The organism is Streptomyces sp. R28 (genome assembly GCF_041052385.1).
Taxonomy (GTDB): Bacteria; Actinomycetota; Actinomycetes; order Streptomycetales; family Streptomycetaceae; genus Streptomyces.
The window spans coordinates 5369997-5384618 of sequence record NZ_CP163439.1; the positions used below are offsets into that span (position 1 = coordinate 5369997).

At 67.7% G+C, this 14622-nt stretch carries 15 protein-coding genes; 6 read left to right on the top strand and 9 right to left on the bottom strand.

Features of this window, described 5'->3' with window-relative positions:
• The first annotated feature begins 3 nt into the window (after nt 1-3).
• From AB5J49_RS23855 to trxA, 5 genes are all read left to right on the top strand, one after another.
• Nucleotides 4-1701: a protein kinase family protein gene (locus AB5J49_RS23855; RefSeq protein ID WP_369170644.1), complete on the top strand. Its 1698-nt coding sequence runs from the start codon at nt 4-6 to the stop codon at nt 1699-1701.
• Between the two features lie 21 nt (nt 1702-1722).
• The gene (gene sigM / locus AB5J49_RS23860) at nt 1723-2460 is read left to right on the top strand and encodes an RNA polymerase sigma factor SigM (RefSeq protein WP_369170645.1); all 738 of its coding nucleotides are present in this window, start codon (nt 1723-1725) and stop codon (nt 2458-2460) included.
• Nucleotides 2457-3383: an anti-sigma factor gene (locus AB5J49_RS23865; protein WP_369170646.1), complete on the top strand. Its 927-nt coding sequence runs from the start codon at nt 2457-2459 to the stop codon at nt 3381-3383. The genes sigM and AB5J49_RS23865 overlap by 4 nt, the downstream gene beginning before the upstream one ends.
• Before the next feature lie 168 nt (nt 3384-3551).
• A complete protein-coding gene (gene trxB, locus AB5J49_RS23870; RefSeq protein ID WP_369170647.1) occupies nt 3552-4520 on the top strand; it encodes a thioredoxin-disulfide reductase in 969 nt (322 codons plus the stop codon).
• A 42-nt stretch (nt 4521-4562) separates the two neighbouring features.
• Nucleotides 4563-4895 (top strand): thioredoxin, encoded by a 333-nt coding sequence (gene trxA / locus AB5J49_RS23875; RefSeq protein ID WP_369170648.1) that lies wholly within the window; start codon nt 4563-4565, stop codon nt 4893-4895.
• A gap of 69 nt (nt 4896-4964) precedes the next feature.
• On the opposite strand, the gene AB5J49_RS23880 is transcribed toward trxA, so the two are convergent.
• The 9 genes from AB5J49_RS23880 to rpmH all read right to left on the bottom strand — a co-directional run bounded on the left by AB5J49_RS23880 (nt 4965) and on the right by rpmH (nt 11891).
• On the bottom strand, nt 4965-5582 hold the full coding sequence (locus tag AB5J49_RS23880) for a GNAT family N-acetyltransferase (protein ID WP_369170649.1): 618 nt from the start codon (nt 5580-5582) through the stop codon (nt 4965-4967).
• Between the two features lie 317 nt (nt 5583-5899).
• Nucleotides 5900-6997, bottom strand: coding sequence for a ParB/RepB/Spo0J family partition protein (locus AB5J49_RS23885; RefSeq protein ID WP_369170650.1), 1098 nt, complete (start codon nt 6995-6997; stop codon nt 5900-5902).
• A complete protein-coding gene (locus tag AB5J49_RS23890) occupies nt 6994-8067 on the bottom strand; it encodes a ParA family protein (protein ID WP_369175235.1) in 1074 nt (357 codons plus the stop codon). Before AB5J49_RS23890 ends, AB5J49_RS23885 begins: the two co-directional genes overlap by 4 nt.
• 298 nt (nt 8068-8365) lie before the next feature.
• Nucleotides 8366-9082, bottom strand: coding sequence for a 16S rRNA (guanine(527)-N(7))-methyltransferase RsmG (gene rsmG / locus AB5J49_RS23895; RefSeq protein ID WP_369170651.1), 717 nt, complete (start codon nt 9080-9082; stop codon nt 8366-8368).
• Nucleotides 9083-9207: 125 nt separating this feature from the next.
• The gene (locus tag AB5J49_RS23900; RefSeq protein ID WP_369170652.1) at nt 9208-9720 is read right to left on the bottom strand and encodes a protein jag; all 513 of its coding nucleotides are present in this window, start codon (nt 9718-9720) and stop codon (nt 9208-9210) included.
• Nucleotides 9721-9735: 15 nt separating this feature from the next.
• The gene (gene yidC, locus AB5J49_RS23905) at nt 9736-11007 is read right to left on the bottom strand and encodes a membrane protein insertase YidC (protein ID WP_369170653.1); all 1272 of its coding nucleotides are present in this window, start codon (nt 11005-11007) and stop codon (nt 9736-9738) included.
• A gap of 3 nt (nt 11008-11010) precedes the next feature.
• Complete coding sequence (gene yidD / locus AB5J49_RS23910) at nt 11011-11364, bottom strand: membrane protein insertion efficiency factor YidD (protein WP_369170654.1); 354 nt, start codon at nt 11362-11364, stop codon at nt 11011-11013.
• Nucleotides 11361-11732, bottom strand: a complete 372-nt coding sequence (rnpA, locus tag AB5J49_RS23915; protein WP_079052375.1) for a ribonuclease P protein component — start codon at nt 11730-11732, stop codon at nt 11361-11363. Before rnpA ends, yidD begins: the two co-directional genes overlap by 4 nt.
• A 21-nt stretch (nt 11733-11753) precedes the next feature.
• On the bottom strand, nt 11754-11891 hold the full coding sequence (gene rpmH / locus AB5J49_RS23920) for a 50S ribosomal protein L34 (RefSeq protein ID WP_003956500.1): 138 nt from the start codon (nt 11889-11891) through the stop codon (nt 11754-11756).
• Nucleotides 11892-12276: 385 nt separating this feature from the next.
• On the opposite strand from rpmH, the gene dnaA reads away from it, so the two are divergent.
• Nucleotides 12277-14187 carry a chromosomal replication initiator protein DnaA gene (gene dnaA / locus AB5J49_RS23925; RefSeq protein ID WP_369170655.1) on the top strand — a complete coding sequence of 637 codons (1911 nt, stop codon included), beginning with the start codon at nt 12277-12279 and terminating at the stop codon, nt 14185-14187.
• Nucleotides 14188-14622: the final 435 nt, after the last annotated feature.

Consider the following 14622-nt stretch of genomic DNA (forward strand, 5'->3'; position numbering starts at 1 on the left):
ACGGTGGCGGAACGGAGCACGGCTGCCGTCGACGTGGCAGACAACAGCGGCGACGAGCCGCTGACCGCGCAGGCGGACCAGTCCACGGCCGACGGGGTGGCCAAGAATCGGGAGCGGGACACGGACACCGACGAGGCACAGGGGAGTGGCGGGACCGAGGGTCCCGGAAAGGCCTCACCACCCGAGCTGCACAGCGGTCACAAGCTCGCCAGACGCTATCGCCTCGAGGAGTGCGTCACCCGTCTGGACGGTTTCAGCAGTTGGCGTGCGGTCGACGAGAAACTCCGTCGCGCCGTCGGCGTGCACATCCTGCCCGCGGACCATGCGCGGGCCCGTTCCGTACTGGCCGCGGCGCGCTCGTCCGCGCTGCTCGGCGACCCCCGATTCGTCCAGGTGCTCGACGCCGTCGAGGAGAACGACCTCGTCTACGTCGTCCACGAGTGGCTCCCCGATGCGACCGAACTGACCACGCTGCTCGCCTCCGGCCCGCTGGAGGTGTATGACGCCTACCAGATGGTCACCCAGGTGTCCGCCGCCATGGCCGCCGCCCATCGCGAGGGCCTGGCCCACCTCCGCCTCAACCCGAACGCCGTGCTGCGCTCGTCGACCGGCCAGTGGCGCATTCGCGGCCTCGCGGTGAACGCCGCTCTGCGCGGCATCAGCTCCGACACCCCGCAGCGCACCGACACAGAGGGCATCGGCGCGCTGCTGTACGCCGCGCTCACCCAGCGCTGGCCGTACGAGAGCGACGCCTACGGCTTGTCAGGGCTGCCGAAGGACGTCGGACTGATCGCCCCCGACCAGGTACGCGCCGGCGTCCACCGTGGTCTGTCCGAACTCACCATGCGCGCGCTGGTCAACGACGGCGCGACCGCCTCCCGGCACGAGTCCGCGTGCACGACGCCGGAGGAGCTGGTGAAGGCGATCGGCGAGATGCCCCGCATCCGCCCGCCGGAGCCCACGTTCACGGCCCCGCCCGAGTACCAGCGCACGACTTACCAGCAGGGCACGTACGGCCGCCAGTCGCAGCATCCTGGCGCCACCCAGCCAGTACCGGCCCCGCTGCCCCCGTTGCAGAGCCGTACCGGCAGGGCCCTGAAGTGGGCCGTCTCGGCCCTTCTGATCGCCGCCCTGGGCCTGGGCAGCTGGCAGCTGGCAGACGCGCTCATGGATCAGAGCAACAAATCCGAGGACCCCAACCAGACGCAGACAACGGAAGACAACGACAAGGGCCAGACGAAGCCGGTCAGCAAGCCGGTCGCCATCGAAGGTGCCCGTGACTTCGACCCGCTGGGCGAAGACCCCTCCGAGAATCCGGAGGACATAGACAAGATCTACGACACCGCCGCGGGCACTTACTGGCAGACGAACTACTACACGAGCTCCGACTTCGGACGGTTGAAGTCGGGTGTAGGAGTCGTCCTCGATCTCGGCAAGGTCCAGCAGGTCGGAAAGGTGACCGTCACCTTTGTCGGTGACACCTCCGTCGAGCTCCGCGCCGCCTCGGAAGGCACCGGTACGCAGCCGACGTCCCTCGACGACTACAGCAAGGTCGCCGAGGGCTCCGGCACAAGCGTGACGCTCAAGCCCGGCAAGTCCCTCGAGTCTCGCTATCTTCTGGTCTGGCTGACCGATCTGCCGAAGCAGATCGACGACGGCCAGTTCCGCGGCAGGGTCGTGGACGTCAAGGTGAGCAGCTGAGAGTGAAGGGGAGGGGGTCCGATGGCAGATGGCGGCGCATACGGTGACACAAGCGATCAGGACCTTCTCGCCCGACATGTAGAGGGCGACCCCGACGCCTTCGGTGAGCTCGTGCGGCGTCACCGCGACCGGCTCTGGGCGGTGGCGCTACGGACGCTCGGCGACCGCGAGGAGGCCGCTGACGCCGTTCAGGACGCCCTCGTTTCCGCCTACCGGGCCGCCCACACGTTCAGGGGCCAGTCGGCCGTCACGACCTGGCTGCACCGGATCACCGTGAACGCCTGTCTGGACCGCGCCCGCAAGGCCGCCTCCCGGAAGACGTCCCCTGTCGACGACACCGAGCGTCTGGAGCAGTTGCTGGAGCCTCACGAGGAGGCATCCGCTCCGGCCGAGCGCAACGATCTGCATCGCCAGCTGCTGGAGGCCCTCGGCACGCTGCCGCCCGACCAGCGTGCGGCGCTCGTCCTGGTGGACATGCAGGGATACCCCGTCGCGGAAGCCGCCCGGGTCCTCGATGTGCCGACCGGCACGGTCAAGAGCCGATGTGCGCGCGGCAGAGCCAGACTCATGCCTCTCCTCAAGCATCTGCGACCGGAAAGCGGCAGTGACGGCAAGGATTCCGGCGGGAGGCGGAACCGGACGCAGGGGACATCCGTCCCACCGGCAGCGGGTCCACACGCCACGGGGCGAAGCAGGGATCCGCGTGATACCGGGCCGAGCGATTCAGCTGCAGTGAAGGGCGGAGGTGGGCGAGCGTGACTTCCACGACAGACACGGCCGGGCACCCGGACGTCGCCGAGATCTCCGACCTCACCGAGGGCCTTCTCCCCCCGTCCAGGACCGCCGACGTACGGCGGCATCTGGACGACTGCGAGCTCTGCGCGGACGTCCACGCGTCACTTGAGGAGATCCGAGGGCTGCTCGGCACACTGCCCGGACCGTCGCACATGCCCGCCGATGTCGCCGGGCGGATCGACGCCGCCCTCGCCGCAGAGGCTCTGCTCAACGCCACGGCGCCCGATGACGTCGACCAGCCGAACCTCGCCGGCGTGACCCGCTCGGTCTCCGCAGCGGACGACAGCGCGCATGTTTCACGTGAAACATCGGCAACGACAGACCGCCCGGCAGGCCACGCCCGCTCCTCGACCACCGGCCCCGGCCGCAAGGGCCGCAAGAAGGTCGGCCGACGCAAGGTAGCCGTCCTCAGCGCCGCATTCACGGCCGCCGCCCTGGGCCTCGGCTCTGTGCTGCTGACCTCACTGATGGGGGGCGGAGGGGCCGGTCCATCGGCCGACGGCGGGCAGACCGCCGCCGACACCATCTCCGCGGCGAAGCTGGAGAAGCAGGTCACCGATCTCCTCGCCAAGAGCGGGAGCTCCGCAGGAAGCTCCCGCGCTCCGGAGCGGAGCATGGGCGTGGAGGGCGGGCCCGACACCAAGAGCCCCCAGATCCTTCGTGAGATCAGGGTGCCCGAGTGCATCAAGAAGGGCATCGGCCGCAACGAAGCGGCGCTCGCCGCTGAGGAAGGCGTCTACAAGGGGAAGGACGCCCTGCTCGTCGTGCTGCCCGATGCCTCTGACATCACCCGGGTCACCGCCTACGTCATGGACGCGACCTGTGCGAAACAGCCGTCGTCGACCACGGCCAAGGTTCTCCTGAAGGACTCCTACGTGCGCTCCTGAGAAACCGCTGCTTCGTCTCCCTCTGGCGTGACAACCCCTACGGTGTGGCATCACCGTGTGCCCGGACACAGTGGGAATGCGCGCCCCTTAGGATCCGTTGGGTGGGGTGAGAGTTCCGAAAGGGCTCCCCCGGTCCGACGACGCAGTCCAGAGACGAGGAACCAAGCCGTGAGCGACGTCCGTAACGTGATCATCATCGGCTCCGGGCCCGCCGGCTATACGGCGGCGCTCTACACCGCGCGCGCGTCGCTGAAGCCGCTTGTGTTCGAGGGCGCCGTCACCGCCGGCGGTGCGCTCATGAACACGACCGAGGTGGAGAACTTCCCGGGCTTCCAGGACGGCATCATGGGCCCCGAGCTCATGGACAACATGCGCGGCCAGGCCGAGCGCTTCGGCGCCGAACTCGTCCCGGACGACATCGTCAACGTCGACCTCAGTGGTGAGATCAAGACCGTCACCGACACCGCGGGCACGGTCCACCGGGCGAAGGCGGTCATCGTCGCCACCGGCTCCCAGCACCGCAAGCTCGGCCTGCCGAATGAGGACGCCCTCTCCGGCCGCGGTGTCTCCTGGTGCGCCACCTGCGATGGCTTCTTCTTCAAGGACCAGGACATCGCCGTGATCGGCGGCGGCGACACCGCGATGGAGGAGGCCACCTTCCTCTCCCGCTTCGCCAAGTCCGTGACCATCGTCCACCGCCGTGACACCCTGCGCGCCTCCAAGGCGATGCAGGACCGCGCGTTCGCCGACCCGAAGATCAAGTTCGTCTGGGACAGCGAGGTGGCCGAGGTTCAGGGCGAGCAGAAGCTCTCCGGCCTGAAGCTGCGCAACGTCAAGACCGGCGAGCTCTCGGACCTTGCGGTCACCGGCCTGTTCATCGCGATCGGCCACGACCCGCGGACCGAGCTGTTCAAGGGCCAGCTGGAGCTGGACGAGGAGGGCTACCTCAAGGTCGACGCCCCCTCCACGCGTACCAACGTGACCGGCGTCTTCGGCGCCGGCGATGTGGTGGACCACACCTACCGCCAGGCGATCACCGCGGCCGGCACCGGCTGCTCCGCCGCCCTCGACGCCGAGCGCTTCCTCGCCGCCCTCGCGGACGAGGAGAACGCCGAGCCCGAGAAGACCTCTGTCTGACCCCCACCCACCCCACCACGCACCAAAGTTAAGGAGCCCGCCGTGGCCGGCACCCTGAAGAACGTGACCGACGACTCCTTCGAGCAGGACGTCCTCAAGAGCGACAAGCCCGTCCTGGTGGACTTCTGGGCCGCCTGGTGCGGACCGTGCCGCCAGATCGCGCCGTCCCTCGAGGCGATCGCCGCGGAGTACGGCGACAAGATCGATATCGTCAAGCTGAACATCGACGAGAACCCGGGTACGGCCGCCAAGTACGGCGTCATGTCCATCCCGACGCTGAACGTCTACCACAACGGCGAGGTCGCCAAGACCATCGTCGGCGCCAAGCCGAAGGCCGCGATCGTCCGAGACCTCGCGGACTTCATCGCCGAGTGACGTTTCACGTGAAACACGAATGGGCCAACCCGAGGGGGTTGGCCCATTTGTTTGGCGAGGTGGCTAGCTCTACAGAGGCCTCAGAGCCGGTTCCTTCTGCACTGCTCCCAGAAGCCGGTCGATCGCCATCTCCACGTCTTCCTTCCAGGACAGCGTCGTCCGCAGCTCCAACCGCAAGCGCGGAGAGGTCGGATGAGGGCGAACCGTCTTGAAGCCCACGGCCAGGAGATGGTCCGCGGGCAGAACACACGCAGGCTCTTTCCAGCGTGCGTCTCCGAAGGCCTCGATCGCCTTGAAGCCCCGCCGCAGCAGATCCTTGGCGACCGTCTGGACCATCACCCGCCCCAGTCCCTGGCCCTGGTAGCCCGGCATGATGAACGCGGTCATCAGCTGCACCGCATCCGGTGAGACGGGGCTCGTGGGGAAGGCCGTCGAGCGGGGGACGTAAGCAGGAGGCGCGTACAGCACGAAGCCCACCGGTACGTCGTCGACGTAGACGACCCGGCCGCAGGAGCCCCAGTCCAGCAGGACGGCGGAGATCCAGGCTTCCTTCTCCAGGGCGGAGGTGCCGGCTTTTACCGCGGCTTCGCCGCTGACCGGGTCCAACTCCCAGAAGACACACGCGCGGCAGCGCTTGGGAAGGTCCTGAAGGTTGTCCAGCGTGAGCGGTACGAGCCGACGCCCCATGAAGGCTGTTCCTCGCTTCCTTCGCCCGCGGCGTCGCGAGCGGCTGTCAGGGCGCTCCGTTCCCTGAGCAGGCTGCCGACGAACCCGCCGACCGCGCCCAGCCCAAGTCCCGCGCTCACCAGTCCGGTGCGGCTCACCGTTCGCATGGACCCCGCCTCCCCTAAGAGGTCTGCCAGGTGGATGCGCCATACCCGAACGCATCGTATCCACGATGCGATTCCATCGATACCGTCAGAAAGCAAAGAGCGGGCCGTGTTCCGGTACACACCGGACACGGCCCGCGTTGATGGGCCGGGGGTAGACCTGGCCTGTCGGCCTCAGGCCTCGGTCTCCTCCGCGTCATCGTCCAGGAGGCTCTTCTGCAGAGCCAGCTTCTCGCCCGGAGCGAGCGTGCTGAGGATCCTCTCGAGGTCATCCGGAGAGGCGAACTCGACGGTGATCTTGCCCTTCTTCTGGCCCAGTTCGACCTTCACCCGAGTCTCAAAGCGATCCGAGAGCCGGGTCGCGAGGTCGGACAGCGCCGGGGAGGGCACGGAGCCGGCCCGAGGCCCCCTGGAACGCTGGGTCTTCTGTGGGCGGGAGCCCATCAGGGTCACGATCTCTTCGACTGAGCGGACCGAAAGCCCCTCGGCCACGACCCGGTAGGCCAGCCGCTCCTGCTCCTCCGCGTCCTCGACGGAGAGCAACGCCCGCGCATGCCCGGCGGAGAGCACGCCGGCGGCCACCCGGTTCTGTACCTTGGGCGACAGCTTCAGCAGACGCAGCGTGTTGGAGACCTGCGGGCGAGAACGGCCGATGCGGTCCGCCAGCTGGTCGTGCGTGCAGTTGAAGTCCTTCAGCAGCTGATCGTAGGCGGCCGCCTCTTCGATCGGATTCAGCTGAGCGCGGTGCAGGTTCTCCAGGAGGGCGTCCAGGAGGAGCTTCTCGTCGTCCGTGGCCCGCACGATCGCCGGGATCGCATCCAGACCGGCCTCACGGCAGGCCCGCCAGCGGCGCTCGCCCATGATGAGCTCGTACCGAGCGGGGCCGATCTGCCGTACGACGATCGGCTGGAGAAGCCCCACCTCCTGGATGGAGGTGACGAGTTCCTGCAGGGCGTCCTCGTCGAAGACCTCACGCGGCTGCCGCGGGTTCGGCGTGATCGCATCGAGGGGGATCTCCGCGAAGTGGGCACCCATGGAAGACGCGGGCGTCTCCACGGCGCCGTTCGGCGACAACTCCTCGGTTTCACGTGAAACAGGCGGCAGGGTGGCCACCTTGGCCGCTGCCACCCCGCGGTCGGTCAGCACCGGGCCGGCAGCCGGCGATACGGAAGCAGCACCCCCCAGCGCAGCCGGGGCCACCGTCTTCTCTGTCGGTGCAGCAGGGATCAGTGCGCCTAGACCACGGCCCAAACCCCTCCGTCGCTCGCTCACTGGATCCCCTCCACCATACTCGGGTTGCTCTGGGCGCCGATGTGGGCATGCGTCGGGTCGTAGCTGACGCCGACACCCTTCAGCGCGATTTCTCGTGCCGCCTCAAGATAAGACAGGGCACCACTCGACCCTGGATCGTACGTCAGCACTGTCTGTCCATAGCTCGGCGCCTCGGAGATACGGACCGAGCGGGGAATGCTCGTCCGCAGCACCTCGTCGCCGAAGTGGGTGCGTACCTCGTCCGCGACCTGGGAGGCGAGTCGCGTCCGGCCGTCGTACATGGTGAGCAGGATCGTCGATACATGCAGGGCGGGGTTGAGGTGCCCCCGCACCAGGTCGACGTTGCGCAGCAGCTGGCCGAGGCCCTCCAGCGCGTAGTACTCGCACTGGATCGGGATCAGGACCTCCTGACCGGCCACCAGCGCATTGACCGTCAACAGGCCGAGCGAGGGCGGGCAGTCGATGAGGATGTAGTCCAGCGGCTGCTCGTAGGCCTGAATCGCCCGCTGCAGTCGGCTCTCGCGTGCCACCAGGGACACCAGCTCGATCTCCGCACCGGCGAGATCGATCGTGGCGGGGGCACAGAAGAGTCCCTCGACGTCGGGGACCGGCTGGACGACTTCCGAGAGCGGCCTGCTCTCGACCAACACGTCGTAGATGGATGGCACTTCGGCGTGGTGGTCGATCCCCAGGGCCGTGGACGCATTGCCCTGCGGGTCAAGATCGATGACCAGCACACGACCGCCATGCAGAGCCAGCGACGCGGCAAGATTGACGGTCGTTGTCGTCTTGCCCACGCCCCCCTTCTGGTTGGCGACCACCATGACGCGGGTCTGCTCGGGCCGCGGCAGGCCCTCGCCGGCGCGGCCTAGAGCCTCCACCGCCAGTTGGGCAGCACGACCGATGGGAGTGTCGTCCATCGGGGGCGGTGTTTCACGTGAAACATCCTCCCCCATCGACTCGGTACGGGGACCGGGGACCGGATCGGTCATCGGTCCCGCGATGTTGGCGTCGGACCGCAAGGATTCACTCTCCTCGACTTCAGGCTCGCAATGAACAGAGCCTCCCATGTCTTCGGGGTCGTGAACCAGTGAGGCCTGGTGTTCTGTGGAGAAATCCACCTCTGTGGACAACTCCGTGCTCCTCAGGGGGGACGCAGAGTCATCGGAGGCACCTTCTCTAAGGGATCCGAGGGGCTTTCGGTCGCGGGGTTCGGCCGCAGCGCGGCCGCGACTGATGATGCCGTGCAGCAGTGAGCGACGTTTCACGTGAAACACGATGCACAGCAGCCCTGGCCGAACTGTCGCGACACTCCGACGTGCGTAGGTTTGCCAGCTTGTGTGGAGTACGTCTCGTCGTCAGGACGGATCAGCGACGCCGGCGAGCGCGACCCGTCCTGGCCGCCTTCGCCCTCTTCGCAGCGAAGCGCACACCACCCGGGCTCTCCCCGACCTCGACGCGCACGACCGTGGACATCGGATCCACCACGCCCTCCCCGACATGGATGATCGACGTCTCGACCGCTCCCAGCTTGCTCAGAGCCGCCCCCGCGCTCTTCAGCTCCTCTTCCGCCGCGTCGCCCTTGAGGGCGAGCATCTCGCCGTAGGGGCGCAGCAGCGGGATGCCCCAGGTGGCCAGCCGGTCCAGCGGCGCCACCGCCCGCGCAGTCACCACGTGCACCGGCGTCAGCTTCCCCATGACCTCTTCGGCACGACCGCGGACGACCGTCACATGGTCCAGCCCCAGCAGCTCCACAACCTCCGACAGGAAGTTTGTACGCCGCAGCAGGGGCTCCAGCAGCGTGATCTTAAGGTCCTCCCGGACCAGCGCCAGGGGAATGCCGGGCAGGCCGGCGCCCGAGCCGACGTCGCACACCGTCACACCCTCGGGAACGACCTCGGAGAGCACCGCGCAGTTCAGCAGATGCCGCTCCCACAAGCGGGGCACCTCTCGCGGGCCGATCAGGCCCCGCTGCACACCCGCCTCAGCCAGCAGTTCGGCATAGCGGACCGCATCTGCGTAGCGATCGCCGAACACCTCACGCGCCTGCTCGGGCGCAGGGGGAAGCTCCGCTGCCTCCGTCACGGGGGACCGTCCTTCCGTACCGCCGACGCCCCGGGCGCCGGCCACCAGAACCACCAGAACTAACAGGCTGACAAAGTTCGGCCCCGCCTGCGGACAGACGGGGCCGGAGGAAACGTACGGGCCGATCAGGCAGGAAGCACGACGACGAACCGCTGCGGCTCCTCGCCCTCGGACTCGCTGCGCAGGCCCGCCGACTTCACCGCGTCGTGCACGACCTTGCGCTCGAACGGCGTCATCGGGTTCAGCTTCACGGGCTCGCCGCTGCTCTTGACCTCGGCGGCCGCCTTGGCACCCAGCTCGGAGAGCTCGGTGCGCTTCTTGGCCCGGTAGCCCGCGATGTCCAGCATCAGCCGACTACGGTCACCGGTCTCCCGGTGCACGGCCAGACGCGTGAGCTCCTGCAGTGCCTCCAGCACCTCGCCCTCACGCCCGACCAGCTTCTGCAGGTCTCGGCCACCCGCGTCGCTGATGATCGAGACAGCGGCGCGGTCGGCCTCGACGTCCATGTCGATGTCGCCGTCGAGGTCGGCGATGTCGAGCAGACCCTCGAGGTAGTCCGCCGCGATCTCGCCCTCTTGCTCCAGGCGGTTCAGGGTGTCTGCACCCTCGGCAGCGGCGGAGGTGGTGCCTTCCGTCACGGGATGGGCTCCTTCTTACTTCTTGGACGGGGACTTGGGGCGCTGTGGACCGCCCTTGCGCTGCCCGGACTGGGCCTTGCTGCGGGTGCCGCCGCCGGACTTCTGCGTGGCCTTCTTGGCGTCCTCAGGCTTGTTGGCGTCCTCGGGCTCGTCGGCCTTCTTCAGCGACGTCGGCTCATCGGCCTGCTTCGGGCCGCCACCCTGACGCTGGGACTTGCTCTGCCGCTTCGGCTGCTGACGCTTGGGGACAGCTGCGGTGGTCGGCGTACCGTCCTCGGTCACGGTGGCGACAGCGCCCTCGCTCTTCACCACGGTGCCGTCTGCCTGCGCCGCGAGGCCGGCCTTGCTCAGGCCGTTGATGAACTTGCGCTCGTGCTCGTTGCGGTCGCGGCCCTTGGCCACGATGGCCTTGACGATGGTGCGCTCGCCGCGGCCTCGGGTCTTGCCGTGGTGCGTGACGTGCTTGGTCAGGCGCTCCAGGTACGCGGCCTGGGCCTTGGAACCCGGAGTCGGGTTGTTGCGGATGACGTACATCTGCTGGCCCATGGTCCACACGTTGGTGGTCAGCCAGTAGACGAGCACACCGACGGGGAAGTTGATGCCGAAGACGGCGAACATGATGGGGAAGACGTACATCAGCATCTTCTGCTGCTGCATGAACGGCGTCTTCACCGTCGTGTCGACGTTCTTCGTCATCAGCTGGCGCTGCGTGTAGAACTGCGACGCCGACATCAGGACGATCATGACCGCGGTGACGATGCGGACAGTGGTCAGCGACGCATCGAGGGCGGCGACGTCAGAGGAGCTGTCGGTGAACTTCGCGGCCAGCGGGGCACCGAAGATGTGCGCCTTCTGCGCGCTCGCCAGCAGGCTCTGGTTGATGACACCGACGGTGTCGTTGTTCGCGATGCCATTGAGCACGTGGTACAGGGCGAAGAAGAACGGCGACTGCGCCAGGATGGGAAGGCACGAGGAGAGCGGGTTGGTGCCCGTCTCCTTGTACAGCTTCATCATCTCTTCGGACTGACGCTGTTTGTCGTTCTTGTAGCGCTCCTGGATCTTCTTCATCTCCGGCTGGAGCGTCTGCATGGCCCGAGTCGCCTTGATCTGCTTCACGAACAGCGGGATCAGGCAGATACGGATCAGAATCACCAGGGACACGATGGACAGGCCCCAGGCCCACCCGGTGTCAGGGCCGAAGATGGCGCCGTACACCGTATGGAACTGGACGATGACCCAGGAAACGGGTGTCGTGATGAAGCTGAAGAGGCTGGCAATCGTGTCCACTAATCATGCTCCTTGGACATGGGACGGGGTCTCTGCGGCCGGGCTCGGAGGAACTTTCCCCTCGGTGGCCGTTTCGGCGGCGGAGTGCCCGCCCTTGCGTGCGTGCCAAGCGTTGCGCAGCATCTCGTGCCACCGCGGACGCTTGCGCGGCGGGACATGGTCCACGCCGCCCAGCGACCACGGATTGCACCGCAGGATGCGCCAGGCGGTGAGTGCCGTGCCCTTGATCGCACCGTGCCGGTCGATGGCGGTATAGCCGTAGTGGGAACACGACGGGTAGTACTTGCACACCGGCCCGAGCAGCGGACTGATCGTCCACTGGTACAGCTTGATCAGGGCCAGCAGTGGGTACTTCATCGCGCGCCCCCTCCCAGCAGCCGCTGCAGAGCGGCATCCAGGTCTTGGGCCAGCTGTGCATGGTCGGCGTCGCCCGCACCGGGCAGCGCTCGTACGACTACCAGGCTACCGGGGGGCAGCTGGTCGACTCGGTCGCGCATCAGATGGCGAAGCCTGCGCTTCACCTTGTTCCGCACGACCGCGCCGCCCACTGCCTTGCTCACGACGAAACCCGCACGCGTCGGGGGAGCGCTCTCCCCAGGCGCGTGGGGGTCCGTGGCACCGCTACGAAGATGGACAACGAGGTGCTGACGCCCTGCTCGGCGTCCTCGTCGTACCGCGGTCGCGAAGTCCTCGCGCCGCCTCAGCCGGTTCTCGGTGGGCAGCACGACGTCATGACCTGACCGGGATCAGGCGGACAGACGGGCGCGACCCTTGCTACGGCGGGACGCGAGAATCGCGCGGCCGGCACGGGTGCGCATACGCAACCGGAAGCCGTGGGTCTTCGCGCGACGACGGTTGTTCGGCTGGAAGGTGCGCTTGCTCACTCGGGGGCTCCAGAAATTAAATCGGTGGTGGCGGGTGCCGTCTTGGCTGTCACCGTGCGCCCACGAGTAGCTCGCGTTAACGCCCGAGTGCACCGCTTACCGATCACCTTGACGCGATCTGTGCCCATCGGAGGCAGGCGGCAGCAGCCATCGACAACTCGACCTGGTTACGGTACGCGCGGCTGCGCCATCCGGTCAAACCGGAGGCCACGGGGAGACACTATCCACAGGCTGGGGACAACAACTTGAACCGTACCCGCCGCCCTGACTACCGTGGCTGAACTCCGATTCGTTCCCTTGTCCCCTTGATTCGGGCTCCACCCGATTTGATTCCCGACCCGTCCCACAATCACACGTTCGTGGGACCCGTGAGAGAGCGTGCCCTGTGGCTGATGTACCTGCCGATCTTGCCGCAGTGTGGCCACGAGTACTGGAGCAACTCCTCGGTGAGGGCCGAGGACAGGGTGTCGAGGTGAAGGACGAGCACTGGATCCGGCGCTGCCAGCCCCTCGCACTGGTCGCCGACACCGCCCTGCTCGCAGTACCGAACGAGTTTGCGAAGGGCGTACTAGAGGGCCGCCTGGCCCCGATCGTCAGCGAGACCCTGAGCCGCGAGTGCGGCCGCCCCATCCGCATCGCGATCACCGTCGACGACTCCGTCGGCGAGCCCCCGGCGCCGCCAGTACCCCCTGCCCCGCCCCAGCCACGCTACGAAGAGCCGGAACTCCCCCCGTACGACGGCTACGGCCGCCACCGCGCCGACGACCACCGGCCCGGCCCCTCCAGCGACCCGCTGCCCACCGCCCGTCCGGCCTATCCGAACGAGTACCAGCGCCCCGAGCCCGGCCCCGGCAGCTGGCCGCGCCCGCCCCAGGACGAGTACGGCTGGCAGCAGCAACGGCTCGGCTTCCCGGAGCGGGACCCGTACGCATCGCCGTCGCAGGACTCCTACGCACAGGACTCGTACGCACAGGACTCCTACGGCTCGCGCTCGCCCTCCCAGGACTACCGCCCGCAGCCGATGGAGCGGCCGTCGTACGACGGACACCGCGACGGACACCGCCCCGACTATGAGCAGCAGCGGCCCGACTACGACCAGCCGCGCGGCGACTACGACCGTGACACCCGCCGCGACCTGCCCGAGCCGCCCCCCGGCTCCGGCCATGTGCACCGCGGCGGCCCCGTCGGCGCGAACCTGCCCACCACCGGCGCCCCCGGCCCACTTGCCGCACAGCCCGCGCCGGCGCCCGGGCCCGGCGAACCGACCGCGCGCCTGAACCCGAAGTACCTCTTCGACACGTTCGTCATCGGTGCCTCCAACCGCTTCGCGCACGCGGCCGCGGTCGCCGTCGCCGAGGCACCCGCGAAGGCCTACAACCCCCTCTTCATCTACGGGGAGTCGGGCCTCGGCAAGACCCACCTGCTGCACGCGATCGGGCACTACGCGCGCAGCCTCTATCCCGGCACGCGCGTGCGGTACGTGAGCTCGGAGGAGTTCACCAACGAGTTCATCAACTCCATCCGCGACGGCAAGGGCGACAGCTTCCGCAAGCGCTACCGCGAGATGGACATCCTGCTCGTCGACGACATCCAGTTCCTCGCGGACAAGGAGTCGACGCAGGAGGAGTTCTTCCACACGTTCAACACGCTCCACAACGCCAACAAGCAGATCGTGCTCTCCAGCGACCGGCCGCCGAAGCAACTGGTCACGCTGGAGGACCGGCTGAGGAACCGTTTCGAGTGGGGCCTGATCACCGACGTCCAGCCGCCGGAGCTGGAGACGCGTATCGCGATCCTCCGCAAGAAAGCGGTGCAGGAGCAGCTCAACGCCCCGCCGGAGGTTCTGGAGTTCATCGCCTCCCGCATCTCGCGCAACATCCGCGAGCTGGAGGGCGCGCTGATCCGGGTGACGGCGTTCGCGTCGCTCAATCGGCAGCCGGTGGACCTGGGCCTGACGGAGATCGTCCTCAAGGACCTGATCCCCGGCGGCGACGACGCGACACCGGAGATCACCTCGACGGCCATCATGGGCGCGACCGCCGACTACTTCGGCCTCACGGTCGAGGACCTGTGCGGCAGCTCGCGCGGCCGCCAGCTCGTCACGGCCCGGCAGATCGCCATGTACCTGTGCCGTGAGCTGACGGACCTGTCCCTGCCGAAGATCGGCGCACTGTTCGGCGGCCGCGACCACACCACGGTGATGCACGCCGACCGCAAGATCCGCAATCTGATGGCCGAGCGACGCTCCATCTACAACCAGGTCACCGAGCTGACCAACCGCATCAAGAACGGCTGACAGAGGCAGACCCACGACGCCGAGGGCGCCCCCGGGACGAGTTCCCGTGGGCGCCCTTCTTCGTCCCGCGGCCACCCGCTGTTCGATTACCTGCCGCGTTACGGCCTCTCTCCACAGATTCGGTGACTTTTTCCCGTCCACATCCTGGGGACCGGAAAGTTGTCCAGACCGTGTCCACAGCCTCCTCCCTCGAGAGACGATCAGGCGAGGTCAGGTGCTTGTGGATTGGTGGACGAAGGATCTCCACAGACTGTGGACAGCGCAGCGATCCACAAGCTGTGCATGAAGTTGTCCACCGACAACCCACAGGCTGAGGACGGTTGTCCCCAGTGATCCCCAGCTTCTCCACATCGCTGTCCACTGTTCGGCAACGCGACGCGCCTCCTCACCGGGTCGAGTGAAAGGCGTCACACGAAGCTGCCTGGTTGGGCTGTG

Excerpts from the sequence above, each read along its gene's own strand:
- sigM (WP_369170645.1), top strand. The coding sequence starts at position 1,723 with ATGGCAGATGGCGGCGCATACGGTGACACAAGCGATCAGGACCTTCTC.
- AB5J49_RS23880 (WP_369170649.1), bottom strand. The coding sequence starts at position 5,582 with ATGGGGCGTCGGCTCGTACCGCTCACGCTGGACAACCTTCAGGACCTT.
- AB5J49_RS23890 (WP_369175235.1), bottom strand. The coding sequence starts at position 8,067 with ATGGGAGGCTCTGTTCATTGCGAGCCTGAAGTCGAGGAGAGTGAATCC.
- yidD (WP_369170654.1), bottom strand. The coding sequence starts at position 11,364 with ATGAAGTACCCACTGCTGGCCCTGATCAAGCTGTACCAGTGGACGATC.